This is a genomic window from Streptomyces sp. NPDC048288 (assembly GCF_043201555.1).
Classification (GTDB): Bacteria; Actinomycetota; Actinomycetes; order Streptomycetales; family Streptomycetaceae; genus Streptomyces.
This window is the reverse complement of the sequence record NZ_JBICZD010000012.1, coordinates 177,508-201,307: the sequence shown is the minus strand read 5'-3', so window position 1 is coordinate 201,307 and position 23,800 is coordinate 177,508. Positions and strand designations below refer to the sequence as shown.

23 protein-coding genes are annotated in these 23,800 nt (G+C 72.5%); 15 read left to right on the top strand and 8 right to left on the bottom strand.

Features of this window, described 5'->3' with window-relative positions; translation table 11 throughout:
* Positions 1-86 precede the first annotated feature (86 nt).
* The gene (locus ACGFZS_RS37165; RefSeq protein WP_393798801.1) at positions 87-851 is read left to right on the top strand and encodes an acyltransferase; all 765 of its coding nucleotides are present in this window, start codon (positions 87-89) and stop codon (positions 849-851) included.
* A 1-nt stretch (position 852) separates the two neighbouring features.
* Here ACGFZS_RS37165 and ACGFZS_RS37160 read toward each other — a convergent pair whose 3' ends face one another.
* Positions 853-1,710 (bottom strand): EamA family transporter, encoded by an 858-nt coding sequence (locus tag ACGFZS_RS37160; protein WP_393798800.1) that lies wholly within the window; start codon positions 1,708-1,710, stop codon positions 853-855.
* Positions 1,711-1,825: 115 nt separating this feature from the next.
* Here ACGFZS_RS37160 and ACGFZS_RS37155 point away from each other — a divergent pair, with 115 nt between their 5' ends.
* Together ACGFZS_RS37155 and ACGFZS_RS37150 are read left to right on the top strand one after the other, a co-directional pair.
* Positions 1,826-2,398 carry a helix-turn-helix domain-containing protein gene (locus ACGFZS_RS37155; protein WP_355719155.1) on the top strand — a complete coding sequence of 191 codons (573 nt, stop codon included), beginning with the start codon at positions 1,826-1,828 and terminating at the stop codon, positions 2,396-2,398.
* Positions 2,399-2,429: 31 nt separating this feature from the next.
* Positions 2,430-2,984 carry a YbaK/EbsC family protein gene (locus ACGFZS_RS37150; protein ID WP_393798799.1) on the top strand — a complete coding sequence of 185 codons (555 nt, stop codon included), beginning with the start codon at positions 2,430-2,432 and terminating at the stop codon, positions 2,982-2,984.
* On the opposite strand, the gene ACGFZS_RS37145 is transcribed toward ACGFZS_RS37150, so the two are convergent.
* Positions 2,981-4,120, bottom strand: coding sequence for a cation diffusion facilitator family transporter (locus ACGFZS_RS37145; protein WP_393798798.1), 1,140 nt, complete (start codon positions 4,118-4,120; stop codon positions 2,981-2,983). The two genes, ACGFZS_RS37150 and ACGFZS_RS37145, sit on opposite strands and share 4 nt — an antisense overlap.
* Positions 4,121-4,182: 62 nt before the next feature.
* Between ACGFZS_RS37145 and ACGFZS_RS37140 the strand changes: the two genes are divergently transcribed.
* Positions 4,183-4,560 (top strand): ArsR/SmtB family transcription factor, encoded by a 378-nt coding sequence (locus ACGFZS_RS37140; protein ID WP_393798797.1) that lies wholly within the window; start codon positions 4,183-4,185, stop codon positions 4,558-4,560.
* A gap of 30 nt (positions 4,561-4,590) precedes the next feature.
* On the top strand, positions 4,591-4,758 hold the full coding sequence (locus tag ACGFZS_RS37135; protein ID WP_393798796.1) for a hypothetical protein: 168 nt from the start codon (positions 4,591-4,593) through the stop codon (positions 4,756-4,758).
* A 4-nt stretch (positions 4,759-4,762) separates the two neighbouring features.
* Here ACGFZS_RS37135 and ACGFZS_RS37130 read toward each other — a convergent pair whose 3' ends face one another.
* The 4 genes from ACGFZS_RS37130 to ACGFZS_RS37115 form a co-directional block, all read right to left on the bottom strand.
* Positions 4,763-5,986 (bottom strand): 4-hydroxybenzoate 3-monooxygenase, encoded by a 1,224-nt coding sequence (locus ACGFZS_RS37130; RefSeq protein ID WP_393798795.1) that lies wholly within the window; start codon positions 5,984-5,986, stop codon positions 4,763-4,765.
* A 75-nt stretch (positions 5,987-6,061) separates the two neighbouring features.
* Positions 6,062-7,699: an APC family permease gene (locus tag ACGFZS_RS37125; RefSeq protein WP_393798794.1), complete on the bottom strand. Its 1,638-nt coding sequence runs from the start codon at positions 7,697-7,699 to the stop codon at positions 6,062-6,064.
* Positions 7,700-7,917: 218 nt separating this feature from the next.
* Positions 7,918-8,331 (bottom strand): CoA-binding protein, encoded by a 414-nt coding sequence (locus ACGFZS_RS37120; protein ID WP_393798793.1) that lies wholly within the window; start codon positions 8,329-8,331, stop codon positions 7,918-7,920.
* A 94-nt stretch (positions 8,332-8,425) separates the two neighbouring features.
* Positions 8,426-9,583, bottom strand: a complete 1,158-nt coding sequence (locus tag ACGFZS_RS37115; protein WP_393798792.1) for an ROK family protein — start codon at positions 9,581-9,583, stop codon at positions 8,426-8,428.
* A 186-nt stretch (positions 9,584-9,769) separates the two neighbouring features.
* Here ACGFZS_RS37115 and ACGFZS_RS37110 point away from each other — a divergent pair, with 186 nt between their 5' ends.
* The 8 genes from ACGFZS_RS37110 to ACGFZS_RS37075 all read left to right on the top strand — a co-directional run bounded on the left by ACGFZS_RS37110 (position 9,770) and on the right by ACGFZS_RS37075 (position 20,915).
* Positions 9,770-12,220 carry a glycoside hydrolase family 3 C-terminal domain-containing protein gene (locus ACGFZS_RS37110; RefSeq protein WP_393798791.1) on the top strand — a complete coding sequence of 817 codons (2,451 nt, stop codon included), beginning with the start codon at positions 9,770-9,772 and terminating at the stop codon, positions 12,218-12,220.
* A gap of 36 nt (positions 12,221-12,256) precedes the next feature.
* Complete coding sequence (locus ACGFZS_RS37105; protein WP_393798790.1) at positions 12,257-13,885, top strand: carboxylesterase/lipase family protein; 1,629 nt, start codon at positions 12,257-12,259, stop codon at positions 13,883-13,885.
* Positions 13,886-14,043: 158 nt separating this feature from the next.
* Positions 14,044-14,607: a hypothetical protein gene (locus ACGFZS_RS37100; RefSeq protein ID WP_393798789.1), complete on the top strand. Its 564-nt coding sequence runs from the start codon at positions 14,044-14,046 to the stop codon at positions 14,605-14,607.
* A 124-nt stretch (positions 14,608-14,731) separates the two neighbouring features.
* On the top strand, positions 14,732-15,463 hold the full coding sequence (locus ACGFZS_RS37095; protein ID WP_393798788.1) for a hypothetical protein: 732 nt from the start codon (positions 14,732-14,734) through the stop codon (positions 15,461-15,463).
* Positions 15,460-15,999, top strand: a complete 540-nt coding sequence (locus ACGFZS_RS37090) for a SixA phosphatase family protein (protein ID WP_393798787.1) — start codon at positions 15,460-15,462, stop codon at positions 15,997-15,999. The genes ACGFZS_RS37095 and ACGFZS_RS37090 overlap by 4 nt, the downstream gene beginning before the upstream one ends.
* Positions 16,000-16,025: 26 nt before the next feature.
* Positions 16,026-16,652, top strand: a complete 627-nt coding sequence (locus ACGFZS_RS37085; RefSeq protein WP_393798786.1) for a YigZ family protein — start codon at positions 16,026-16,028, stop codon at positions 16,650-16,652.
* A gap of 130 nt (positions 16,653-16,782) precedes the next feature.
* Positions 16,783-17,928, top strand: coding sequence for an exonuclease SbcCD subunit D (locus ACGFZS_RS37080; RefSeq protein WP_393798785.1), 1,146 nt, complete (start codon positions 16,783-16,785; stop codon positions 17,926-17,928).
* Positions 17,925-20,915, top strand: coding sequence for an AAA family ATPase (locus ACGFZS_RS37075; RefSeq protein WP_393798784.1), 2,991 nt, complete (start codon positions 17,925-17,927; stop codon positions 20,913-20,915). The genes ACGFZS_RS37080 and ACGFZS_RS37075 overlap by 4 nt, the downstream gene beginning before the upstream one ends.
* Here the strand turns inward: ACGFZS_RS37075 and ACGFZS_RS37070 are convergent.
* Entirely contained in the window at positions 20,912-21,358 is a 447-nt protein-coding gene (locus tag ACGFZS_RS37070; protein ID WP_365689763.1) for an Lrp/AsnC family transcriptional regulator, read from the bottom strand. The two genes, ACGFZS_RS37075 and ACGFZS_RS37070, sit on opposite strands and share 4 nt — an antisense overlap.
* A gap of 136 nt (positions 21,359-21,494) precedes the next feature.
* Here ACGFZS_RS37070 and ACGFZS_RS37065 point away from each other — a divergent pair, with 136 nt between their 5' ends.
* Together ACGFZS_RS37065 and ACGFZS_RS37060 are read left to right on the top strand one after the other, a co-directional pair.
* Positions 21,495-21,968 carry a rhodanese-like domain-containing protein gene (locus ACGFZS_RS37065; RefSeq protein ID WP_393798783.1) on the top strand — a complete coding sequence of 158 codons (474 nt, stop codon included), beginning with the start codon at positions 21,495-21,497 and terminating at the stop codon, positions 21,966-21,968.
* Between the two features lie 47 nt (positions 21,969-22,015).
* A complete protein-coding gene (locus tag ACGFZS_RS37060; RefSeq protein ID WP_359219618.1) occupies positions 22,016-22,531 on the top strand; it encodes an immunity 21 family protein in 516 nt (171 codons plus the stop codon).
* Between the two features lie 7 nt (positions 22,532-22,538).
* Here ACGFZS_RS37060 and ACGFZS_RS37055 read toward each other — a convergent pair whose 3' ends face one another.
* On the bottom strand, positions 22,539-23,768 hold the full coding sequence (locus tag ACGFZS_RS37055) for a cytochrome P450 (RefSeq protein WP_393798782.1): 1,230 nt from the start codon (positions 23,766-23,768) through the stop codon (positions 22,539-22,541).
* Positions 23,769-23,800 lie beyond the last annotated feature (32 nt).

Here is a 23,800-nt window from a genome sequence, read left to right as displayed (position 1 = left end):
GTCTCCGCAACCTACGCCACCACCTGGGGCGAAGATCACAGCGGCCCGCCCTCTCGCCGACGGCCCCCGCTGAGTACCGTGACCCCGTGCCGAAGCCCAAGAACACGTTCTCGTCCTGGCGCCGCCGCCTCGCCCAGCGCGCGGTGCACGCGGCCTGGTCCTGGGCGCAGCGCACCGGCTCCGTCACCGCCGATCACCCCGGCCGCCTCCGTTTCGGCGCGATCGGCGAAGCCACCCGCCTCGCCTTCCCGCTCGGCACGGTCTTCGGCGAGCCGTGGATCCACCTCGGCTCGCACTGCATCGTCGGCGAACAGGTCACCCTCACCGCGGGCCTGATGCCCGACCTCGACCTCGGCCCGGACCCGATCCTGCGCATCGGCGACGGCGTGGTCCTCGGCCGCGGCAGCCACGTCATAGCGGACACCACGGTCACCATCGGCAGCGACTGCTACTTCGGCCCGTACGTCTACGTCACCTCCACCAACCACTCCTACGACGACCCGCACGAGCCCATCGGCCGGCAGTGGCCCCGCATGGAGCCCGTGGAGATCGGCCCGGGCTGCTGGATCGGCACCGGCGCGGTGATCCTGCCGGGCGCGCGGATCGGCCGGAACGTGGTGGTGGCGGCCGGTGCGGTGGTCCGGGGCACGGTGCCCGACCACGCCGTGGTGGCGGGCGCCCCGGCCCGGGTCGTACGACGCTGGACTCCCGAGACCGGCTGGCAGCCGCCGCTGCGCACCCCCGCGCCGGTGCCGATCCCGGACGGCACGACACCGGAGCAGCTCCGCGCGCTGGCGGAACTGGACGAGGAGAGCGTGGCGAGGCTCGCCGCGCTGGAGCCCGAGGGCTGACTCAGCCGGTGGCCAGCAGCAGGGTTCCCACCAGCGCCAGCCCCGCCCCCGCCGCCTGCACGGCCCGCAGCCGCTCGCTGAGGAAGCCCCGGGCGGCGAGCGCGGTGACCACCGGGTAGAGCGAGGCCAGCACCGCGGCGACGGTGACCGGCCCGTGCTGGGCGGCGACCGAGTACGTGCCGTTGGCCGCGACATCGGCGAGGCCGACGAAGCCCAGCGCGGGGAGCGTGGACCGGTCGAAGCCGCCCGGCGGCAGCGCGGGCGTGCCCTTGCGCACGGACAGCCACAGGGCCGCGCCGCCCGTCGCGACACTCGTCAGGCGCTGGACGAACAGGGCCAGGAAGAGGCCGGTGACGGTGGTGGACGCCTCCGTGATCAGTGCGAAGACCGTGCCGAAGCCGCCCGCCGAGACCAGGGTGAGCAGGACCGTCCGGCGCTGGACGGGCGCACCGCGCAGCTGCGGGCCGCCCGCGAGCACGACCCCGCTGACGGCGACCGCGATCCCCGCGACCTGTATCAGCCCCGGACGCTCGCCGAGAAACAGCCCCACGCCGACCGGTACCGCGACGCTCAGTGTGGCCAGCGGGGAGACCACGCCCATCGGGCCCAGAGCGAGGGCCTTGTAGAAGGAGAACAGCGCCACCGGCCCCACCAGCCCCGCCGCGAACGCGAACCAGAGCCGTGGCCCGGCCTCGCTCCAGCCGCCGGTGGCGAGAACGATCACGCCGAGGACCACCGCCGCCATGCCCTGCGACACCACGACCACCGTGAGCGCCGGGGCACGTCGTGTCAGCAGCCCGCCGCCGAAGTCGGCCAGTCCCCACAGGAGACTGGTGGTCAGGGCGAAGAATGCTGTCACGGCCCGCCTCGCAGTACAGTTCGGTGAACGATCAGGTACACCCCACCGTAGTTCACCAAGTTGAACTCTGTCATTCAGAATATTGGACCGCGATGCTCTCGACGATGGACGGAACGTGTCGGACCTCGACCTGCTGACCCAGTCCCTGGCCCGCAACGTCAAGCACTGGCGCTCGGTGCGCGGCTTCACCCTCGACGTGCTCGCGGCCCGGGCCGGGGTCAGCCGGGGCATGCTCATCCAGATCGAGCAGGCTCGCACCAACCCGAGCATCGGCACCGTCGTCAAGATCGGCGACGCGCTCGGCATCAGCATCACCACGCTGCTCGACTACGAGCAGGGCCCGAAGGTCCAGATCGTCCCCGTCGAGAAGGCCGTACGGCTCTGGCACACCGAGGCCGGCAGCTTCAACCGGCTGCTCGCCGGCACCGAGGCGCCCGGCCCGCTGGAGATGTGGGACTGGCGCCTGATGCCGGGCGAGAGCAGTCCCTCGGAGCCGCACCCCACCGGCACGGTGGAGATCGTCCATGTCACCGCCGGTGAACTGACCCTCACCGTCGACGGGGCCGACTACCGGGTGCCGACGGGCGCCAGCGCCTCCTTCGAGGCCAACACGGCCCACGTGTACGGCAACACCGGGGACGTGCCGATGGAGATGGTGATGACCGTCTCCGTCCCGCCCGTGCCCTGAGCCGCCCGCACCGGGCTGTTAGCGTGCGGACATGCGCGCACCCATCGGAGACTTCGAGACCGCCACCCCCGCCCCCGACTGCCTCGACGAGCTGACGGTCCCGGTCGCCGACGCCGTGCGCCACTGGAGCGGTGCCGTCCCCGCCGACCAGATCCTCTACGTCGAGACCGACCCGCAGTGGGCGGACACCGCGGTCTTCGTCGAGCACTACGGGCGCGACCTGCTGGAGCGGTCCGCGAACTGCGTGGTCGTGGCCGGCAAGCGCGGCGGCGAGAGCACGCTCGCCGCCTGCCTGGTCCTCTCCACCACCAAGGTCGACGTCAACGGCGCCGTGCGCCGCCAACTCGGCGCCCGCAAGGCCTCGTTCGCACCGATGGACCTGGCGACCGGCGAGACCGGCATGGAGTACGGCGGCATCACCCCGATCGGACTCCCGGGCGACTGGCCCCTGTTGGTCGACCCCGCCGTCGTCGACCTGCCCTGGGTCCTGGTCGGCAGCGGCCGCCGCCGCGGCAAACTCCTGGTGCCCGGCAAGGCGTTCGCCCAGCTCCCCGGCGCGGTGGTGCTCGACGGGCTGGGCGTCTAGGACGACACCAGGTGGTGCGCCAGCGCCAGGTGCGGGTCCGCCTCGCCCGGCGCCGGTGTCGGATCCGCGTGCACCAGGGCCGCCGTCAGCCTCGGTACGGCGTGCAGCAGCGCGTGTTCCGCCGCGACGGCGATCGCGTGTGCCTGCCGTACGGTCGCCTCGCCGTCGACCACGACCGCGACCTCGGCGCGCAGCCGGTGCCCGATCCAGCGCAGCCGCAGCTCGCCCACCGCGCGCACCCCGGGCACCTCGCGCAGCGCCCGCTCGGCCCGGTCCACCAGCTCCGGGTCCACGGCGTCCATCACTCGCCGGAACACCTCGCGGGCCGCGTCCCGCAGCACCAGTGCGATCGCGGCCGTGATCGCCAACCCCACGATCGGGTCGGCGAGTTGCCAGCCGAGGGCCGCGCCGCCGGCCCCCAGCAGCACGGCCAGCGAGGTGAACCCGTCGGTACGGGCGTGCAGTCCGTCGGCCACCAGCGCGGCCGAGCCGATCTCCCGGCCCACCCTGATCCGGTACCGGGCCACCCACTCGTTCCCGGCGAACCCCACCAGCGCGGCCACCGCGACCGCCGGGACGTGGCTGACGGGCCGCGGATCCAGCAGCCGGTCCACCGCCGTCCACGCGGCGAAGAGCGCCGACGCGGTGATCGTCAGCACGATCGCGATCCCGGCGAGGTCCTCGGCCCGCCCGTAGCCGTAGGTGAAGCGGCGGTTGGCGGCCCGCCGCCCGAGCACGAAGGCGATGCCCAGCGGTACGGCGGTCAGCGCGTCGGCCGCGTTGTGCACCGTGTCCCCGAGCAGCGCGACCGAGCCGGACAGCACCACGACCACCGCCTGGACGAGCGCCGTGGCCCCCAGCACGGCCAGCGAGACCCAGAGCGCCCGCATGCCCCGCGCCGAGGCCTCAAGGGCGGGGTCGAGCTTGTCGGCGGTCTCGTGGGAGTGGGGCTTGAGGAGGTGGGCGAGGCGGTGGGCGAGGCGCTGGCGCGGGCCGCCGGACGAGGAGCGGGGGTGCCCGTGCCCGTGTTCATGCCCGTGTCCGTGTTCATGCTGGTGGTCGTGGGCGGGCTCGCCGTGCCGGTCGTCCGCGTGTGCGTGTGCGTGTGCGTGTTCGTGATGGTGCCGGTCGCTCATGCGGCTCCCCTCTCCGTGCGCGGGACGTGGACATGCGACGCCCTCCACGCCATTATGTGCGTATGAGCGCACGCATGCACCTATCACCTGCGCATCATGCGCATCCGCGCACCCCGGGCGAGGAGCAGTTCGCGCTCGCCGCCGAACTCCTCGCCCTGCTCGGCGACCGCACCCGGCTGACCCTGCTGCACGCCCTGACCGCGGGGGAGGCCGACGTCAGCACCCTCACCGAGGTGTGCGGCGCCGCGCGGCCCGCCGTCAGCCAGCACCTGGCGCGGCTGCGGCTCGCGGGCCTGGTGGGCACGCGCAAGGAGGGGCGCCGGGTGGTCTACTCGCTGCGCCACGGCCATCTGCGCCGACTGGTCGAGGAGGCGCTGAAGGTGGCGGACCACCGGCTGACCGAGACCGCCGCCGAAAGGCCTACCGAAGCAGGGAGCTGAGCTTCCGGCGTCAACAACACGGTCCGGCAGTTGGGTTCGGTCCTCGGTTCGGCCGCCGCCACCGCCCTGATGGCCGCCGGGGCCACGCCCCTGGCCGGTATCCACCTGGCGATGGCCCTCGGGGTCGTGCTGCTCGCCCTCGCCGGTACGGCCCTCCTCGCGACCCGCACCGCGGCCCCGGCCGCCGTGCCGGCGTGAGCGGTCAGAACGCGGCGGCCGAACCGAGGTACTGCTCGGCGAAGGCCGTCGCCGCCGCGCGGGAGGTGAACAGCCTGCGCAGCCGGGCCAGGCTGGTGCCCGCGAGGAACGGATCGCCGGAGGCGGTGCCGTGGTAGATGCCAGACAGGAACTGGGAGAACTCCTGGTAGTCCCAGACCCGGCGCAGCGAGGCGTGGGAGTAGCCGTCCAGTCCGGAGCCGTCGCCCTTCGTGACGTGCGCGACGAGCGCGTCGCCGAGCAGGAAGGCGTCGTGCAGGGCGAGGTTCATGCCCTTGGCGGCGATCGGCGCGGTCAGGTGCCCGGCGTCGCCGGCCAGCAGGAGGCGGCCGAACGCCAGGGGCTCGACCACGTAGTCGTGCATGTCCAGCACGCGCTTCTCGATCAGCCGCCCCTCGTGCAGCGGGGGTGCGTCGGTCGCGCCGAGGCGGGCGCGCAGCTCGGCCCAGACCCGGTCGTGCGGCCAGTTCTCCGGGTCGTCGCCCGGCGGGCACTGCAGGTAGTAGCGGGTGACCTCGGGGCTGCGTGCCATGTGCCCGGCGAAGCCGTTCGGATGGACGCCGAACAGCACGCAGTCCGAGGACGGCGGCGCCTCGGCGAGCAGCGCCAGCCACCCGACGCCGTAGTCCCGCCGCGAGACCCGGACCCGCCCCTCGGGGATCGCGTCCCGGGTCACCCCGCGCGCTCCGTCGCAGCCCGCGACGAACTCGCAGCGCAGGACGTGTCGTTCGCCGGTGCCGGGGTCGGTGTACGACACGGCGGGCCGGTCGCTCTCCAGGTCGTGCAGCGTGACGTCCCGCACCCCGAACCTGATGTCCCCGCCGCGGACGTCGGCGTACTCCCGGACCAGGTCCGTCACCAGCAACGGCTGCGGATAGACGTAATGGTGATGATCCGTCAGTTCGTGGTAGTCGAAGCGGAAGCGCTCGCCGGCGAAGCGGAACTCGCACAGGGAGTGCGCCTGCGCCCGGGTCAGCAGGTTCTCGGCCAGCCCGCGCTGCTCCAGGCCGCGCACCGCCCATTCCTCGATCACCCCGGCGCGCGGCCGGGTCTCGATGAACTGCCTGCTCTCGGTCTCCAGGACCACGCAGTCGACGGTGGCGGCCCGCAGGATGTTCCCGATGGTCAGCCCGGCGGGTCCGGCGCCCACGACGACGACCGTACTGCGTTCCTCGGGCCCGGAGTTGGGGTGGGGGGAGGGGTGAGTCACCCCCGCATTATGACGGTGTCCCGTCAGCCACGGCAGTGCCGACGTGGCTGACGGGACGTAGGGGGGAGGAGCGGGTCAGTGTGCGGGGGCGTCGGTGACCACGACCTCGTCGATGCTGCGCTCGATGTCCGCGGCCGAGGACGAGGTCGCCTTCGCCCAGTAGTAGATGACGACCGAGAAGACGGCGATGACCGCGATGTCCCACCACAGCGGCAGGTTCCCCTGGCCGCCGAAGCCGCCCTGCCAGGAGATCAGGCCCATGCCCAGCAGGTAGACGGGCAGCCACTGCGCGGCCCGGAAGTCCAGTCGGGGCGCGTCCGGCAGGTTCCTGCTGTGGGCGTAGTAGGCGTAGCCGCCGAGCAGCAGATAGCCGAGCACGATCGCCAGGCCGAGCCGCCACAGGGTGTCCCACCCGGCCCAGTAGATGATCAGGTTGGCGACCACGAACGACAGCGGCGAGATCACCTTGCCGCCGGGCAGCCGGTACGGGCGCTCCAGCCAGGGCAGCTTGTCGGCGAAGACGCCGTAGGCCAGCGGGGCGCCCGCGTACATCAGCACGCTCGCGGAGGTGATGAAGCCGACCAGCTTGTGCCAGCTCGGGAACGGCAGGAAGCAGATCACGCCGGTCACGAACGACATGATGAGGCCGAACCACGGCACACCGCGCGCGTCGGTCCTCGTGAAGATCTTCGGCGCGTAGCCGTTCTTCGCCAGGCCGTAGGAGACGCGTGAGGTGGCGGTGGTGTAGATCAGGCCGGTGCCGCCGGGGGAGATGATCGCGTCGAGGTAGAGGACCCACGCCAGCCAGCCGAGACCCACCAGGGTCGCGAGACCGGCCCACGGGCCGTCGTCGCCCGTGTAGTGCAGGTGGCCCCAGCCGTGCGCGAAGGAGCTGTGCGGCAGCGCGGCGATGAACACCACCTGGAGCAGGACGTAGATGACGGCGCCGATCGCCACCGAGCCGAGCGTGGCGCGCGGCAGGTCCCGCTTGGGGTTGCGGCTCTCGCCCGCCAGCTGGATGGCCTGCTCGAAACCGAGCAGCGCGAAGATGATGCCGCTGGTACTGATCGCGGCCAGCACGCCCTTGGCACCGAACGGTGCGAAGCCCTCCGAGTGGAAGTTGGCGGGGTGGAAGTCGGTCGCGGCCACGATGAAGATCGCGCCCAGCGGGACGGCGATCTTCCACCAGGTCGCGGCGCTGTTGGTGTGCGCGAGCGCCCGTACGCCGAAGAAGTTCACCCCGACGAAGACCGCCATGAGCACGATCGCCACCAGCAGGCCGCTGGTCGTCAGGGTCTTGTCGGCGTGCTGGAAGTGCCGGGCCCACGACCAGTGGCCGGCGTAGCCGATCATCGCCTCGACCTCGATCGGCGCCACGGTCGCGGCCTGCAGCCAGGAGAACCAGCCGAAGGACATGCCGGCCAGTCCGCCGAACGCGTAGTGCGGGTAGCGGGCCGTACCGCCCGCCACCGGGAACATGCCGCCGAGCTCGGCGTGCACCAGGGCCAGCAGCACGATCGCCACCGCGCCGATCACCCACGAGATGATCGCCGAAGGGCCTGCCTGTATGACCGCGTCGTGCGCGCCGTACAGCCAGCCGGACCCGATGATCGAGCCCACAGAGGCCCACATCAGGCCGATCAGCCCGACGTTCCGCCTCAGACCGCCCGAAGGTGTGATGTCCTCCGTCGCGGCTTTCTCGACACTCACCATGTCAAGTGGCCTCTCATTTTCTGAACGCAGCTTTAACGAGCAAGAGGCCACAAGTTAAGGGTGAGTGCCGGACGGACTGAAGAGTGTTGCCCAAAACTTGACCCTCGATCTTTCCTGTCTTGGCCAAAGCTTTTACGCAGGTCAGTGAGGGTCACAGAATGTCCGTATTCAGTTGAGAAATGTGAGAAGAAGGTAAGACAGGCAAGCTCAAGTAAAGCTCAAATTCGGTTCAGCCGGGGAATTTCGATGGCTGGGCAGCGGTCCATGACCATGGCGACGCCGGCGCCGCGGGTGCGGTCGTACGCGGCTTCGTCGATCACGCCGAGCTGGAACCAGACCGCCTTGGCGCCGATCGAGAGCGCCTCGTCGGCGACGGCGCCCGCGAGGTCGCCGTTGACGAAGACATCGACCACGTCGACTTCGAAGGGGATCGCGTCGAGCGAGGGGTACCCCACCGCGCCGTGCACCGTCTCCGCCTTCGGGTGCACCGGCACGATGCGCTTGCCGAAGCGCTGGAGGACCGCGGCGACGCCGTACGCCGGACGCCGTTGGTTCGTCGACAGGCCGACGACGGCCCAGGTGTCGCCGAGTTCGGTGAGGATCTTGCGGACTGCAGCTTCGTCGCCGTACACGCTCGGGCTCCTTGTGGTCGGTGCGAACACGCTTGTCCGGCTCAACCGTCGGAGGGCTGTGACGATTCCGCCCGACCATGGGCGTGGCGGCCGTTCACCGCGGACGTGGGCAGGAGCGGAGGACGTCCCGCAGGGCGATGTCCCGAGCCAGCGTGAGACTCCCGATCAGCTCGGCGCGGGTGCCGAGGGCGGACGCGACGACCAGGACGCGGTTGTCGAAGCCCGGTTGGGCGAGCCGTTCGATCGAGTCGCGGACGCCGTCGACGAACGCCTCGCCCGCCTGGCCCATCTCGCCGCCGATGACGACGGCCGCGGGGTCGAGCAGTGCGCACAGATTGGCCAGGACGCGACCGAGGGTGCGGCCGGATTCGGCGAAGATCTTCCGGGCCACCGGGTGGTGGGCGATCTCCGGTAAGCGGGACCGCAGGTCGGCGTCGCCCGGGTAGAAGTGCCGGACCTGCTGGAGCACCTGGCGGACCGAGACGATGGTCTCCAGGCAGCCGCGGTTGCCGCATCGGCACCAGTCCCCGTCCGGGATCACCTGGGTGTGCCCGATCTCGCCCGCGGCCCCGAAGCTGCCGCTGACCGGGATCCCGTGGACGATGAGGCCCGCCCCGATGCCGTCGGACGCCTTGACGTAGATGAGGTTGCCGCGGTGGTCGGCGGCGCCGTGCCGGTGTTCTGCCAGGGCTCCGAGGTTCGCGTCGTTGTCGAGGGAGACCGTCAGTCCCGTCCGGGAGCCGAGTTCGGCCGCCAGATCGAGGCCTGACCAGCTGGACAGGATGGTGGGCGACGCGATCGCCCGTTTACTCATGTCCAGCGGCCCCGGTATGCCGACGACGCACGCGTTCACGGGCCCCTCGACCATGGGCCGGACCTCCTCGACCGTACGCCGGATCATGTCGGCCGTGATGTCCAGGGCCGCCGTCGGCCGGGTGTCCACGTCGATCGCCACCCGCCGCTCGGCCCGGACGGTCAGGTCGAGGGTGGCCGCGGCGACGGTGAGATGCCGGTGGCCGACGTCCACTCCGACGACCGCGCCCGCCGGATAGCGCGGCCGAAGGCGGCGGCCCGGGCGCCCGCGGCCGCCCGTGTTCTCCCCCCGGTGCTCGGTCAGCAGCTCCCCGGCGAGGAGGTCGCGGACGACGGCCGCGACGACCGGACGGCTGATGCCGAGCGCCGTCTGCAGTTCGGGGCGCGACGCGCTCCCGTGCCGTCGGACATGGGCCAGGACCTCGTCACGTGCCGACACGTGTCACCTCCCTCATGGGGGCGTCAATTTATGTCGGGCAGGAACGGAATTCCAGAGGGTTGACGCATCGAATGTGCGAATTTAACCTCCTTGGACGTTCGATCTTTTATAGAGCCACCTGCTGTGACTCGAATTCTGTCCAGCGGAGACATAAATCGTCGAGCACTTCAGTGGTGAGGAGTCCGCATGGAGCCCGTTCGGAGATCGGTACGACGCCACGGCGGCCGTTTACGCCGTACGGCACTGATCGCGGGAGTGAGCGCGGCGCTCCTGGCCGGGAGCGCGCTCGTGGCTCCCACCGCCTCGGGCGCGGGCGGCTCGGGTGTCACCGTCAGGGTGTCCGCCCGCGTCGCCGCCCTCGTCGCCCGGATGACGCTGGACGAGAAGCTGTCCTTCGTGCACGGCGGTACCGATCCGCAGGCGCTCGGGCAGGCCGGATACATCCCGGGGGTGCCCCGCCTCGGCATCCCCGAACTGCGGCTCACCGACGGCCCGGCGGGCGTCCGGGTCAACGAGCACGCCACCGCGATGCCGGCACCGGTCGCCCTGGCCTCGTCCTTCGACGACCGACTGGCCCGGGAGTTCGGCCGGACCGTCGGACGCGACGGCCGAGCGCTCGGCCAGGACGTCCTGCTCGCGCCCATGACGAACACCATCCGAGTTCCGTACGCGGGGCGGAACTTCGAGACTTTCAGCGAGGACCCGCTGCTCAGCTCCCGCATGGTGGCCGGCGAGGTCGAGGGCGTCCAGAGCCAGGGCCTGATCGCCACCGTCAAGCACTACGCGGAGAACAACCAGGAAGACAACCGCATGGGGGTGAACGTCAACGTCGACGAGCAGACCCTGCGCCAGATCGAGCTGCCCGCCTTCGAGGCCGCCGTCGAGGCCGGCGCCGGGGCGGTGATGTGCTCGTACAACTCGGTCAACGGCAGCCACGGTTGCGGCAGCGACGAACTGCTCGACTCGATCCTCAAGGAGCAGTGGGGCTTCACGGGCTGGGTCATGTCGGACTGGGGCGCGACCCACGCGACGACCGACATCGTGAACGGCCTCGACCAGGAGATGCCGAGCGGTGTCCACCTGGGCGAGGAACTGAAGACCGCGATTACCGACGGCGCCATTCCGGTTTCGGAGCTGAATGATTCGGTCGCGCGCATTCTGCAGCAGATGGCGAAATTCGGTCTCCTCGACGGTGCGGCGACCAAGCGGCCCGCACGCGATCCGAAAGGCGGCGCGAAAGTCGCCCAGAAGGTGGCCGAATCCGGCGCGGTCCTGCTGAAGAACACCGGTAAAGCGCTTCCGCTGACCGGCGAGGACACCAGCATCGGACTCATCGGCCCGACCGCGAAGACGCCGAAGGTCACCGGCGGCGGCAGTTCCAACGTCGTACCGGACTCCGCGGCCTCGCCCCTGGACACCATCACCGCGCGAGCCGGCCGGCACGCCACGGTGCGCTACGCGGCCGGCGGCGACAACACCGGCGTCCCCATCCCCGCCTCGGCCCTCAGCCCCGCCCTGCCCATCGACGCGGACGGCTCCATCCCGGTGACACCGGACGCCTCCTTCTACTACAGCGGCACCCTCACCGTGCCGACCGACGGCGACTACTCCTTCGTCTTCGACCTTCCCGCCGCGTACGGCGCGCTGAAGATCGACGGGAACAGCGTCATCACCGGTTTCCTGGGCTCCAGCAGTGCCACGGTGCACCTCACGGCGGGCACGCACAGCCTTGAGGCCGGTGCCCTCGCGATCCAGGGCGGACCGACGAAGGTCCGGCTGAGCTGGGTCACCCCGCAGGCCGCGCAGGCCGCGAGGGATCAGGCGGTGGCCCTGGCCCGCCAGGTGAAGACCCCCGTCGTCTTCGCCTACGACGACGGCACCGAGGGCTACGACCGGAAGAACCTCTCCCTGCCGGCCGACCAGGACGGGCTCATCTCCGCCGTCGCCGACGCCAACCCGAACACGATCGTCGTCCTCAACACCGGGTCGTCGATCACCATGCCGTGGCTGTCCAAGGTCAAGGCGGTGCTCGACATGTACTACCCCGGGGAGAACGGCGCCGAGGCCACCGCCGGACTGCTCTACGGCGACGTGAACCCGTCGGGCAAGCTCACCCAGACGTTCCCCGCGAGCGAGTCCGCGACACCGGTGGCCGGCGACCCGCTCAGGTACCCGGGCGTGGGCGACCAGGAGAACTACTCCGAGGGCATCTACGTGGGCTACCGCTGGTACGACAAGGAGCGGGCCGCCCCGCTCTTCCCCTTCGGCTACGGGCTGTCGTACACCTCCTTCGCCTACCGCGACCTCGCGGTACGGCAGAGCCACGGCGCGCTGACCGTCTCGTTCACCCTGAAGAACACCGGCACCCGAACCGGGGCCGAGGTCGCCCAGGTCTATGTCGGCGCGAGCCCGGCGACCACCGCGCCGCAGGCGGTGCGCGCGCTCGGCGGCTACCAGAAGGTGCGTCTGCGCCCGGGTGAGTCGAAGACCGTACGCGTCCGGGTCGACGCCCAGCAGCTGAAGTACTGGAACACGTCCGCCCGTGCCTGGGTGCTCGGCACCGGGAAGCGGGACGTGTGGGTCGGTTCCTCGTCGCGGACGCTGCCCCTGCACGGCAGCGTCGGCGTCACCCGCTGACCGCCCGGTCCCTCGTATCCCGCCAGAGAGGTCCCCATGACTGCCCGCAGAATCCGTACTGCCCTGGGCGGCGCGCTGATCCTGTCCATGACCACCGTCGGGCTGCTGCCCGCGACGGCGAACGCGACGGCTTCCGTGGCCGCGTCCGCGAGTGCGCCGACCGTCGTGCCCACCGACAGGGGCGCCGTGCGCGGCGCTGTCTCCCAAGGCGTCGAGCGGTTCGTCGGCATCCCCTACGCGGCGGCCCCCACCGGCTCCCTGCGCTGGAAACCGCCCCGGCCCGCGGCGCGCTGGACCGGCGTCCGGGAGGCCACCGCCTTCGGCAACCCCTGCCCCGTACTGCCCAGCGGCAACGGCCCCCGCAGCGAGACCGAGGACTGTCTCGACATCAACGTGTGGCGGCCGGCGGGAGCGCGGGCCGGCGCCCGGCTTCCCGTGCACGTCTTCATCCACGGCGGCGGCCTGACCAACGGCAGCGGCGCACAGAACGACGAGTCGAAGCTCGTACGGGAGACGGGCGTCATCGGCGTCTCGCTCAACTACCGGCTCGGTGTCTTCGGCTTCCTCGGACTGCCCGCCCTCACCGAGGAGGGCGGCGAGTCCGGCAACTACGGCTTCATGGACCAGCAGGCCGCGCTGCGCTGGGTGCAGCGCAACATCGCCGCCTTCGGCGGGAACCCCGGCGCGGTCACCATCGACGGCGAGTCCGCGGGCGGCTGGTCCGTCTGCGGGCATCTGGTCTCGCCCGGCTCGCGCGGACTGTTCGCCCGCGCCATGATCCAGAGCGGCTCCTGCCCCAGCGAGCCGCAGGACGCGGCCGAGGCCACCGGAACGGCGTTCGCCCGCCAGGCGGGCTGCGACGGCACCGACCGGACGGCCGTCCTCGGCTGCCTGCGGTCGGCTTCGGCGGGTTCACTCCTCGACGCGAGCCGGACCTTCTCGGCCGCTTTCGTGGACGGGACCCCGACGTTCCCGGTCAACGTGCGCGAGGCGGTGGACAGCGGACGGTTCGCCCGCGTGCCCGTGCTCGTCGGCGCCAACCGTGACGAGGGCCGCACCTTCGCCCAGGGCTACCTGGGGGCGGGCAAGGAGGCCTACCTCGCCTTCGTCCGGGGCGTCGCCGGGGACCGCGCCGACGAGGTCCTCGCCCGCTACCCCTGGCCCGGGACGTCCGACGCGTACACCGCGGCGTACCTCGTCGGCGCGATCATGACCGACTCGGGGATGATCGGCGGGATCGGCGGATGCGGGCAACGTTCGCTCGTCCGGACCTTCGAGCGGTACACCCCCACCTACTCGTACGAGTTCGACCACCGGACCGGGCCCGGCCTCACGCAGATACCCGGTTACGTCTGGGGAGCCGGCCACGCCGCGGAACTCGCCTACATCTGGCCCAGCTTCGACAACGGCACACCGATCGCCCCGCTGTTCAACGCCGACGAGCGCCGGCTCGCCCGCGAGATGACACGGTACTGGGGCGCCTTCACGAAGACCGGCCGGCCGCACGTCGCCCGGCAGACCACCTGGCCCGCGTACGCCGGCGGCAAGGGGTCGACGCTGTCGCTGCGCGCGGGGGGCAGGAGCGTACTGATCGACGACGTCCGGTTCTCCGTGGAACACCAGTGTTCGCTCTGGGACACCATGCCGCTCACGCACAGCTCCTGAGGACACGAGGCGTTCGACGTGATCAGGACCGCGGTCAGCCGTCCCGCACTCCGCCCGCGGACGGGACGGAAGGCCGCCGTACCATCGAAGAGCGGTCAGCAGTGCGGTCACCGGCGCGGTCGGCCCGGGCCGGGCGCTGATATCAGGAACAGGCAAGGATGAACGAGCAGAGCAACCCCACCGCCACGACGGGTGGCACGGCCAAGGGATTCGCACCGGACAACCCCACGCTGCGCCGCCGCCACCGACGGGCCGTGGGGCAACTGGCCCTGTGCGTGTGCGTGCTCGTCCCTTGGACCGTCTACCTGGCCGTTTCGTTGCCCGATCGCTTCGAGGCCCGGTACTGGCCCATGGTGTGGGTGGGCTTCGACGTCATGCTGCTCGTGTCGCTGGCCGGTGCCGGGGTCGCGGTCTGGTTGAAACGGCAGGCCCTGGTGCCGATGTCCTTCGTGGCGGCCACGCTCCTGGTCTGCGATGCCTGGTTCGACGTCTCCCTGAGCTGGGGGCGAGGCGATGTGTGGGGAAGTACGGCCTCGGCCGTGCTGGTGGAACTGCCGCTCGCCTTCCTGCTCATCATCCGTGCGCGCCGGGTGCTGAAGATCTCGGCGCGGCTGGCCTGGCAGCGACTCGGGCTGGACGGCGAGCCTCCACCGCTGTACAAGATGCCGCTGTTTGTCACTCTGACGCCTGACGTCCTCGGGACCGACTCACGTCTTCCGTAGCGGCCGGCACCGTCAGGTCTGCCCGGGCGGCAGGAGGTGTCGCATGTCCCGCATGTCCCGCCACGGTGACCGGAATCGTCGCAAGGTGCCTGCGTACGGCTCTCCGCGCGCCTACGCTCAGCCCGTGCTGCGCATCCTCGACGCCAAGACCGGTCAGACCGTCCCCGCCGCCCCCGCCCGCCGTGCCCTGACCCGGGTCGAGGCACACGCCTCCGGGCACGACCTGACGGCGCTGCGGGTCCTGCTCACCACCGACCTGCTCCTGCGCGCCCTGGAGATCGGCGGCACCCCGGTCCTGCCCCTGCTCACCGCCGCCCACCACCAGGCGGAGCTGCACGCCGCCGCCACCACCCTCGGCATCCGCCCCTTCGAGGACGGCCGGGACCTCGCCTCGGGACTGGGCGAGGCCCAGGTCGTCCACGTGGCGGCGGAGGGCGTCACCGTGCCCGGCGCCGGGGTGACCGTCGCCGTCGCCCCCGCGAGCGGCCCCGACGCCGACGTCCTCAACCGGCTCGCCGACCCCGCCGCGCTCCGGCTCGCCCTGCTCGACGCCCCGCGCCGCACGGCCGTGCACCTCGGCGCCGGAGCCCTGGACGCGGCCGCCCGGCGGCTCGTCCGGCTGCGCCGGTCGGTGGCCCACTGGGCGCGCAGCCCCTCGCGGCCGGTCCCCGAGAAGGTGCGGGGACGCCTGCGGGAGGCCTGGGAGGACGACCTCGACGTGCCCGCGGTGCTCGGCGTGCTGCACTGGATGGAGAGCCAGCCCGAGATCCCCGACGGCGCCCGCTTCGAGACCTGCGCACACGCCGACCGGCTGCTCGCCCTCGAACTCACCCGCGAGCTCGGGAGTCTCGGGTGACCGCCCGGGCGGGCGCCGGCCCGCTGCGCCGCCTGGTCGTCCTGCGGCACGCCAAGTCCGCCTGGCCCGAGGATGTCCCCGACCGGCTGCGCCCGCTCGCGGCCCGGGGCCGCCGCGACGCGCCCGCCGCCGGCCGCGCCCTCGCCGAGTCCGACTGCCTGCCCGACCTCGCCGTCTGCTCCACCGCCGTCCGCGCCCGCCAGACCTGGGAACTGGCCTCCGGCCAGTGGGGCACCCCGCCCCCGGTCCGCCACGACCGGCGGGTCTACGCCGCCGATGCCCCCGACCTGCTGGAGGTCGTCCACGAGGTCCCGGCCGAGGTGGAGACCCTGCTGCTGGTCGGGCACAACCCGGGCCTTGAGGAACTGGTCCTGGAGCTGGCGGGCGACGGCCTCGACGACACCCTGGAGCAGGTGCGGAGGAAGTTCCCCACCTCCGCGATCGCGGTGCTGGCCTGGCACGGGACGGAGTGGGCGGCACTGGCCCCGGGGACGGCGCTGCTGACGGAGGTGACGGTGCCCAGGGGGAAGGAGTAGTACACGGGTGCGCATAGGCTGGGCGGATGCAGGACGAGTACCGCACAGTCGCCCGCGCGGGCACGCACGAGACCGAGGTCAACCGCTCCCGCTTCCTGTGCACCCTCGCCCCCGCGGCCACCGAGCAGGAGGCCCAGGACTTTGTCGCGGCGATCCGCAAGGAGTACGCCGACGCCACCCACAACTGCTGGGCCTACGTCATCGGCGCCGACGCCTCCACCCAGAAGGCCAGCGACGACGGCGAACCGGGCGGCACGGCCGGTGTCCCCATGCTCCAGATGCTGCTCCGCCGTGACATGCGCTACGTCGTCGCCGTCGTCACCCGCTACTACGGCGGTGTCAAGCTCGGCGCCGGCGGCCTCATCCGCGCTTACGGCGGCGCGGTCGGCGAAGCCCTCGACACCCTCGGCACGATCACCCGCCGCCGCTTCCGGCTGGCCGCGGTCACCGTCGACCACCAGCGGGCCGGCAAGCTCCAGAACGACCTCCGCGCCACCGGCCGCGAGGTCCGCGACGTCCGCTACGCCGAGGCCGTCACCATCGGGATCGCCCTGCCCGACGCCGACGTGGACACCTTCCGCACCTGGCTCGCCGACACCACGGCGGGCACCGCACACCTCGAACTGGGCGGGGAGGCCTACGGGGACGCGTGACGATCCGAGGTACGTGATGGTCCAGGGGGCGAAATGCGTTAGCGTGGCAGGCGTTGACCACGGGCCGTGGACCGGTTCGTGCCGGTGATACAGGTGCAATAGGGGCAAAGGTGCGGGACAGGGTGATCTCATGAAAATCCTGCACACCTCCGACTGGCATCTCGGCCGGGCCTTCCACCGCGTGAGCATGCTCGGCGCCCAGAGCGAGTTCATCGGCCACCTGGTGACGACCGTGCGGGAGCACGCCGTCGACGCCGTGGTCGTGGCGGGGGACGTGTACGACCGTGCGGTACCGCCGCTGGCCGCGGTCGAGCTCTTCGACGACGCGCTGCACCGGCTGGCCGACCTGGGCGTGCCCACGGTGATGATCTCCGGCAACCACGACTCGGCCCGTCGGCTCGGGGTCGGCGCCGGGCTCATCGACCGCGCGGGCATCCATCTGCGGACCGAACCGGCGGCCGTCGCCACGCCCGTCGTGCTCGCCGACGCCCACGGCGACGTGGCCTTCTACGGCCTGCCGTATCTCGAACCCGCCCTGGTGAAGGACGAGTTCGCGGTCGAGAAGGCCGGTCACGAGGCGGTGCTCGCCGCCGCCATGGACCGGGTCCGCGCCGACCTCGCCGCCCGCGCCCCCGGCACCCGCTCCGTGGTCCTCGCGCACGCCTTCGTCACCGGCGGCGAGGCCAGCGACAGCGAACGGGACATCACCGTCGGCGGGGTGGCCGCCGTCCCGGCCGGTGTCTTCGACGGCGTCGACTACACGGCACTGGGCCATCTGCACGGCTGCCAGACCATCACCGGGCGCGTCCGCTACTCCGGCTCCCCGCTGGCGTACTCCTTCTCCGAGACCGACCACCGCAAGAGCATGTGGCTCGTCGACCTCGCCGCCGACGGCACCGTCACCGCCGAGCGCCTCGACTGCCCGGTCCCGCGCCCCCTGGCCCGCGTCCGCGGCACCCTGGACGACCTGCTCGCCGACCCCGCGCTGACCCGGCACGAGGACGCCTGGATCGAGGCCACCCTCACCGACGCGGTCCGGCCCGCCGACCCCATGGCCCGCCTCACCGAGCGCTTCCCGCACACCCTCAGCCTGGTCTTCGCCCCCGACCGCGCCCCCGACGACCCGGACCTCTCCTACGCCCGCCGACTGGCCGGCCGTACCGACCGGCAGATCGCCGAGGACTTCGTCGCCCATGTCCGCGGCGCGGGCCCCGACGAACGCGAACTGACCGTGCTGGGCGAGGCGTTCGACGCGGCGCGGGAGGTCGCCCAGTGAGGCTCCACCGGCTCGACGTCACCGCCTTCGGACCCTTCGGCGGCACCCAGAGCGTCGACTTCGACGCGCTCTCCGCCGCCGGGCTCTTCCTGCTGCACGGCCCCACCGGCGCCGGAAAGACCTCCGTCCTGGACGCCGTCTGCTACGCGCTCTACGGCACCGTCCCCGGCGCCCGCCAGACTGGCCAGGGCCTCACCCTGCGCAGCGACCACGCCGAGGCGACCGCCCGCACCGAGATCCGCCTCGAACTCACCGTCACCGGACGCCGGTTGGAGATCACCCGGCAGCCGCCCTGGGAGCGGCCCAAGAAGGGCAAGCGCCAGGGTACGACCGTCGACAAGGCCCAGACCTGGCTGCGCGAGTACGACGCGACGGCCGGTGTCTGGAAGGACCTCAGCCGGTCGCACCAGGAGGTCGGCGAGGAGATCACCCAGCTGCTCGGCATGAGCCGGGAGCAGTTCTGCCAGGTCGTCCTGTTGCCCCAGGGCGACTTCGCCCGCTTCCTGCGCGCCGACGCCGGCGCCCGCGGCCAGCTGCTCGGCCGGCTCTTCGACACCCAGCGCTTCGCCGAGGTCGAGAAGCGCCTCGCGGAGCGCCGCCGGACGACCGAGGCACAGGTGCGGGACGGCGACTCCGCGCTGCTGGCCGACGCGCACCGGATGCAGCAGGAAGCCGGCGACGCGATGGAACTGCCGGAACTGACCCCGGGCGAACCGGGGCTGGCCGACGCCGTGCTCGGCGCCGCCGCCGTCGCCCGCAGCACCGCGCGCGAGCGCCTCACCGTCGCCCACTGCCGCCTCACCGCCGCCGAGTCCGCCCAGTTCGCCGCCGACCGGGCGCTGGCCGGCGTACGCGAACTGGCGCGGCTGCAGGGCCGGTTCGCCGAGGCACGGCAGCGGGCCGTACGCCTGGAGGAGCGGGCCGGCGCCCATCGTGAGGCGCAGGCGCGGATGGAGCGGGGGCGGAAGGCGGCGGCGGTGGCGCCGGCGCTGGAGCTGCGGGAGGCCGCCGAGGCGGGGCACCGCAGGGCGGCCGCCGCCGAGGCACGCGCGCGGACGCTGCTGCCGGAGACGTTCGCGGGCGCCGGTGCGGCGGGGCTCGCCACCGCGGCCCGCCGGGTCACCGAGGAGCTGGGCGGGCTGGAGTCCGCGCGCCGGGCCGAGCGGCGGCTCGCCGAGGTCGTCGAGGAGCGCGGCCGGCTCGACCGGCAGGAGCGGGACGACGAGGACGTGCTGCGGGAGGCCGACGGCTGGCTCGCCGACTGGGACGCCACCCGGGCGGAACTCCAGTCCCGTATCGACACCGCCCAGGAGGCCGCGACCCGGGCCGAGCAGCTCGCCGTCCAGCGCGAACCCGCGCGGCGGCGGCTGGCGGCGGCCCGGCTCCGGGACGAACTCGGCCAGGACACGGACGAGGCCCAGCGCACCGCCCTCGCCTCCGCGCGCCGGGCCGCCGACGCGCGCGAGCACTGGCTCGACCTCAAGGAACAGCGGCTGACCGGCATCGCCGCCGAGCTGGCCGCGCAGCTCACCGCGGGCGAGCCGTGCGCCGTCTGCGGAGCCACCGAACACCCCGCGCCCGCCGAGAAGTTCGCCGGTCACATCGACGGCGAGGCCGAACAGCGCGCGGAAGCCGCCTTCCAGCGCGCCGACGCACAGCGCGCCCAGGACGAGCGGGGCCTGGGCACCGTACGCGAGGCCCTGGCCGCCGCCACCGCCGAGGCGGGCGACGCGTCGACCGCACAACTCGCCTCCCAGGCCGATGAGTTGGAGCAGGAGTACACACGGGTCCGGCGGGCCGCCTCCGCCCTGCACCCGGCGCAGGAGGAGCTGCGGCTGGCCGGGCAGGAGCGCGAGCGCCGACTGGCCGGCCGACAGCAGGCCGAGGTGCGGGCCGCCGCGCGGCTGACCCGGCGCGAGGGCATCGACGCCGAACAGGCCTCCCTGGAGGAGGAGTTGGCGGCGGTCCGGGGGAGCGCCGCCAGCGTCGCCGTGCGGGCCGGGCAGCTGGAGCGGCAGCTCGCGCTGCTCACCGACGCCGCCGACACCGCGCGCGCCGCCGAGGACACCGCCCGGCATCTCAAGGACGCCGACGCCCGGCTCGCCGACGCCGCCTACCGGGCCGGGTTCGAAACCCCGCAGGCCGCGGCGGCCGCCCACCTCGACGACACCGCCCACCGCGAGCTCCAACGGCGCCTGGACGACTGGCAGTCCGAGGAGGCCGCGGTGCGCGCGGTGCTGGCCGAGGCCGACACCGCGGCCGCCGCCCAGCAGCCGCCCGCCGACCTCGACACGGCCGAGCGCACCGCCGCCGCCGCGGACCGGCGGCTGCGCGACGCCGCCTCCGCCCGGGACCGGGCCGCCCGCTCCTGCGCCGAACTCGACCGGCTGTCCGCCCACGCGAGCGCGGGAGTACGCCGGCTCGCCCCGCTGCGCGAGGAGTACGACCGGGTCGCCCGGCTCGCCGGACTCACCGCCGGCACCTCCGCCGACAACGAGCGCAAGATGCGCCTGGAGTCGTATGTGCTGGCGGCGCGGCTGGAACAGGTCGCCGCCGCCGCGACCGTACGGCTGCGGCGCATGTCCTCCGGCCGCTACACCCTCGTCCACTCCGACGACCGCAGCGGACGCGGCCGCAGCGGCCTCGGGCTGCATGTCGTCGACGCCTGGACCGGACGCGAACGCGACACCGCCACCCTCTCCGGCGGCGAGACCTTCTTCGCCTCCCTCGCCCTCGCCCTGGGCCTCGCGGACGTGGTCACCGACGAGGCCGGCGGGGTCCGGCTCGACACCCTCTTCATCGACGAGGGCTTCGGCAGCCTCGACGACCAGACCCTGGACGAGGTCCTCGACGTCCTCGACTCCCTCCGGGAACGCGACCGCAGCGTCGGCATCGTCAGCCATGTCGCCGACCTGCGCCGCCGGATCCACGCCCAACTGGAGGTCGTGAAGGGGAGATCGGGCTCGGCGCTGCGGCAGCGTTCCTAGGTGCCGACGGCGCGGCGGGGGAGGGGCGAGGAGTAGACGACGCTCGTGGTCACCGAGCCCAGGGCGCCGATCCGGCCGGAGACCTCCTCCAGGTGGCGCATCGAGCGGGCCGTGACCTTGATGACGAAGCAGTCGTCGCCCGTGACGTGATGCGCCTCCAGGATCTCCGGGGTGGCGGCGACCAGGTCGTGGAACGGCTTGTAGTTGCCGTTCGGGTAGCGCAGCCGGACGAAGGCGAGGATCGGCAGGCCCAGCCGCTCCGGGTCCACCACCGCCGCGTACCCCTGGATCACCCCCGCCTCCTCCAGGCGCCGCACCCGCTCGGTCACCGCGCTCGGGGACATCGCCACGGCGCGCGCCAGCTCGGCGAAGCTGGCCCGGCCCTCACGCTGGAGGACGTCGAGGATGCGCCAGTCGGTGGCGTCCGGGGAAAACACGGTCATGGGGGATGGATAACAGGGAATCCCCGGCCGGACAAGACCCGGGCCGGGGATCGCGCCTTCAGGGCGGCAGGTCACCGGCCGTAGATTTCCGGTCATGGAGATCCGCCGCCCCGGCAGCCAGTGAAAGGCCGACGAGATGACCGCCACCACCGCCAACCCCGTGCTCCGGGTCGCCCCCGCCGCCCCCGCCGAGGCCGCCGCCCACTTCCGGGCGAGCCTCGCCTTCCACGCCGACGTCTCCGACGTGGCCGCCGCCCTCGCGGCCGACGGCGACCCCGGCTTCGTCGTCCTGGACTCCCGCTCCACCGCGTCCTGGGACCAGGGCCACATCCCCGGTGCCGTCCATCTCCCCACCGCGCTCGTCGCGGAGCAGGCGGCCGCACTCCTCGACCGGGAGGTGCCCGTGGTGACGTACTGCTGGGGTCCCGGGTGCAACGGCGCGACGCGCGCCGCGCTCGCGCTCGCCGAACTCGGCTACCGGGTCAAGGAGATGCTCGGCGGATTCGAGTACTGGGTGCGTGAGGGCTTCGAGTTCGAGACCTGGCAGGGCCGCGAGCGCCGGGATCCGGACCCGCTGACCGCCCCCGTCGACGGCGACTGCGGTTGCTGATTCCCGGAGGTGAACCTGTGTCGTCGCTGTACGTGTAGGTTCACCCCATGACTCGTTACGCGGATCCAGGCGCGCTGGAGTGGGTGGAGTCGGGCGGCGGCCCGCTGGTGGCGGTCCCGGAGACGGTCCTGCCGTTCTGGGCCGGCGCCGACAGCGAGGACCTGGCCACCGACTACGACCGGGCCTGCGAGGTCGACGGCTACGTCGGACTGCTCCCGGTCGGCGACAGCGCGGCCCTGGTCCTCGGCGACGAACCCGCCTCGACGTCCTTCCTGCCGGACCACGGCACCTTCGTCCGCTGGTCCGCCGCGAACTCCGAGGCCGAGCTCCTGGCCCAGGTCCCCGCCGCCCTCGACAACGCCGTGTGGGAGAACGAGCTCCGCTGGCAGGTCCCGGGCCCCGTGGTCCTGTTCGACTCCGCCTGGCCGGGCGGCGAGGCGGCGGGCGGGGAGCATCTGCGGGTCCCGCTGGAGCCCGGTACGTACGCGGTGCGCGCCGCCTACACCAGGCCGGGCCCGGAAACCTGGCTGGGCCTGGTGCAGTTGCGCAGGCTGCCGTCCTGACTGTTCGTCACTTCAGGCCGTCGATCGCGATGTTGAGGTGGCGCGGGCCGCGCAGCACCGCGTTCGGGCGGTACGGCGGCGGATCCTCGACGAGCCGCGGGTTGTCGAGCCGGCGGGCCAGCTGAGACAGCGCGATCTGGGCCTCCAGGCGGGCCAGCGGGGCGCCGAAGCAGCTGTGGATGCCGCTGCCGAAGCCGAAGTGCTGGAGGTCCTGGCGGTCCGGGTCGAAGCGGTCGGGGTCGGTGAACCGGTGCGGATCCCGGTTGCCCGCGGCCAGCATGAGAAAGATGCGCGAACCCTTGGGAATGGTCACCCCGTGCACCTCGATGTCGGCGATGCAGGTGCGCTGCGGCAGGAGGTGCACCGGCGGCTCGTAGCGCAGCAGTTCCTCCACGATCCGCACCGACAGCCCCGGGTCGTCGCGCAGTCGTTCCAGAATCTCCGGATGCCGCAGGAGGGTGAGCATGCCGTTGGTGATGAGGTTGACGGTCGTCTCGTGGCCGGCGATGAGCAGCATCACCGCGGTGCTGAGCACCTCCATGTTCGTCATGGAGCCGTCCGGACCACTGCTGTGCACCAGATCCGAGAGCATGTCGTCACGGGAATCCCTGGCCCGCTGCTCCACCAGCCCGTTCAGGTACATGCCGAGCTGCAGCCGGGCCTCCTGCGCGGCCCGGTGGGATTCGTCGGCCGTACGGGGGTCGGGGTCCAGACCGGCGACGATCGGGTCGACCCAGGTCCGGAAGCGCGGCTCGTCCTCGCGGGGCACGCCGAGAATCCGGCAGATCGCGGTGACCGGGAAGGGGTACGCGACCTGGTCGACCAGGTCGAACTCCCGCGCGTCCCCGAGTCCGTCGATCAGCCCGGTGATGATCTCCTCCAGCTGCGGCCGCATGTCGTCGATCCGGTGCGGCCGGTGCGGCGGCCCGAAGGAGCTGTTGGCGATCCTGCGCAGCCGGTCGTGCTCCGGCGGGTCGAGCCGGATGAAGCTCGGCGGCAGCCCCGTCGCCTCCGGGCCGGACAGCTCGTCGTTCCGGCCGAAGAGCACGTTGGACTCGTCGGAGCTGATCCGCGGATCATGGAGCAGGGCCTCGATGTCGTGATAGGTGCTGATGAGGTAGGGGCCGTCCTCCTCCTCGTGCAGCACCGGTGTCTTGCGGAGTTCCTCGTACAGCGGGTACGGGTTGGCGCGGTTCGCGAAGTCGGTGATCCGGTGCAACATCGAGGTCTGCGGCATGACAGGTCCTTGCAGCGTCGGGGCCGGGTGGC

Coding starts and splice junctions, on each gene's coding strand:
- ACGFZS_RS37150 (WP_393798799.1), top strand. CDS start 2,430: ATGCGCGCACCCATCGGAGACTTCGAGACCGCCACCCCCGCCCCCGAC.
- ACGFZS_RS37145 (WP_393798798.1), bottom strand. CDS start 4,120: ATGAGCGACCGGCACCATCACGAACACGCACACGCACACGCACACGCG.
- ACGFZS_RS37140 (WP_393798797.1), top strand. CDS start 4,183: ATGAGCGCACGCATGCACCTATCACCTGCGCATCATGCGCATCCGCGC.
- ACGFZS_RS37125 (WP_393798794.1), bottom strand. CDS start 7,699: ATGGTGAGTGTCGAGAAAGCCGCGACGGAGGACATCACACCTTCGGGC.
- ACGFZS_RS37110 (WP_393798791.1), top strand. CDS start 9,770: ATGGAGCCCGTTCGGAGATCGGTACGACGCCACGGCGGCCGTTTACGC.
- ACGFZS_RS37105 (WP_393798790.1), top strand. CDS start 12,257: ATGACTGCCCGCAGAATCCGTACTGCCCTGGGCGGCGCGCTGATCCTG.
- ACGFZS_RS37100 (WP_393798789.1), top strand. CDS start 14,044: ATGAACGAGCAGAGCAACCCCACCGCCACGACGGGTGGCACGGCCAAG.
- ACGFZS_RS37085 (WP_393798786.1), top strand. CDS start 16,026: ATGCAGGACGAGTACCGCACAGTCGCCCGCGCGGGCACGCACGAGACC.
- ACGFZS_RS37080 (WP_393798785.1), top strand. CDS start 16,783: ATGAAAATCCTGCACACCTCCGACTGGCATCTCGGCCGGGCCTTCCAC.
- ACGFZS_RS37070 (WP_365689763.1), bottom strand. CDS start 21,358: ATGACCGTGTTTTCCCCGGACGCCACCGACTGGCGCATCCTCGACGTC.
- ACGFZS_RS37065 (WP_393798783.1), top strand. CDS start 21,495: ATGACCGCCACCACCGCCAACCCCGTGCTCCGGGTCGCCCCCGCCGCC.
- ACGFZS_RS37060 (WP_359219618.1), top strand. CDS start 22,016: ATGACTCGTTACGCGGATCCAGGCGCGCTGGAGTGGGTGGAGTCGGGC.
- ACGFZS_RS37055 (WP_393798782.1), bottom strand. CDS start 23,768: ATGCCGCAGACCTCGATGTTGCACCGGATCACCGACTTCGCGAACCGC.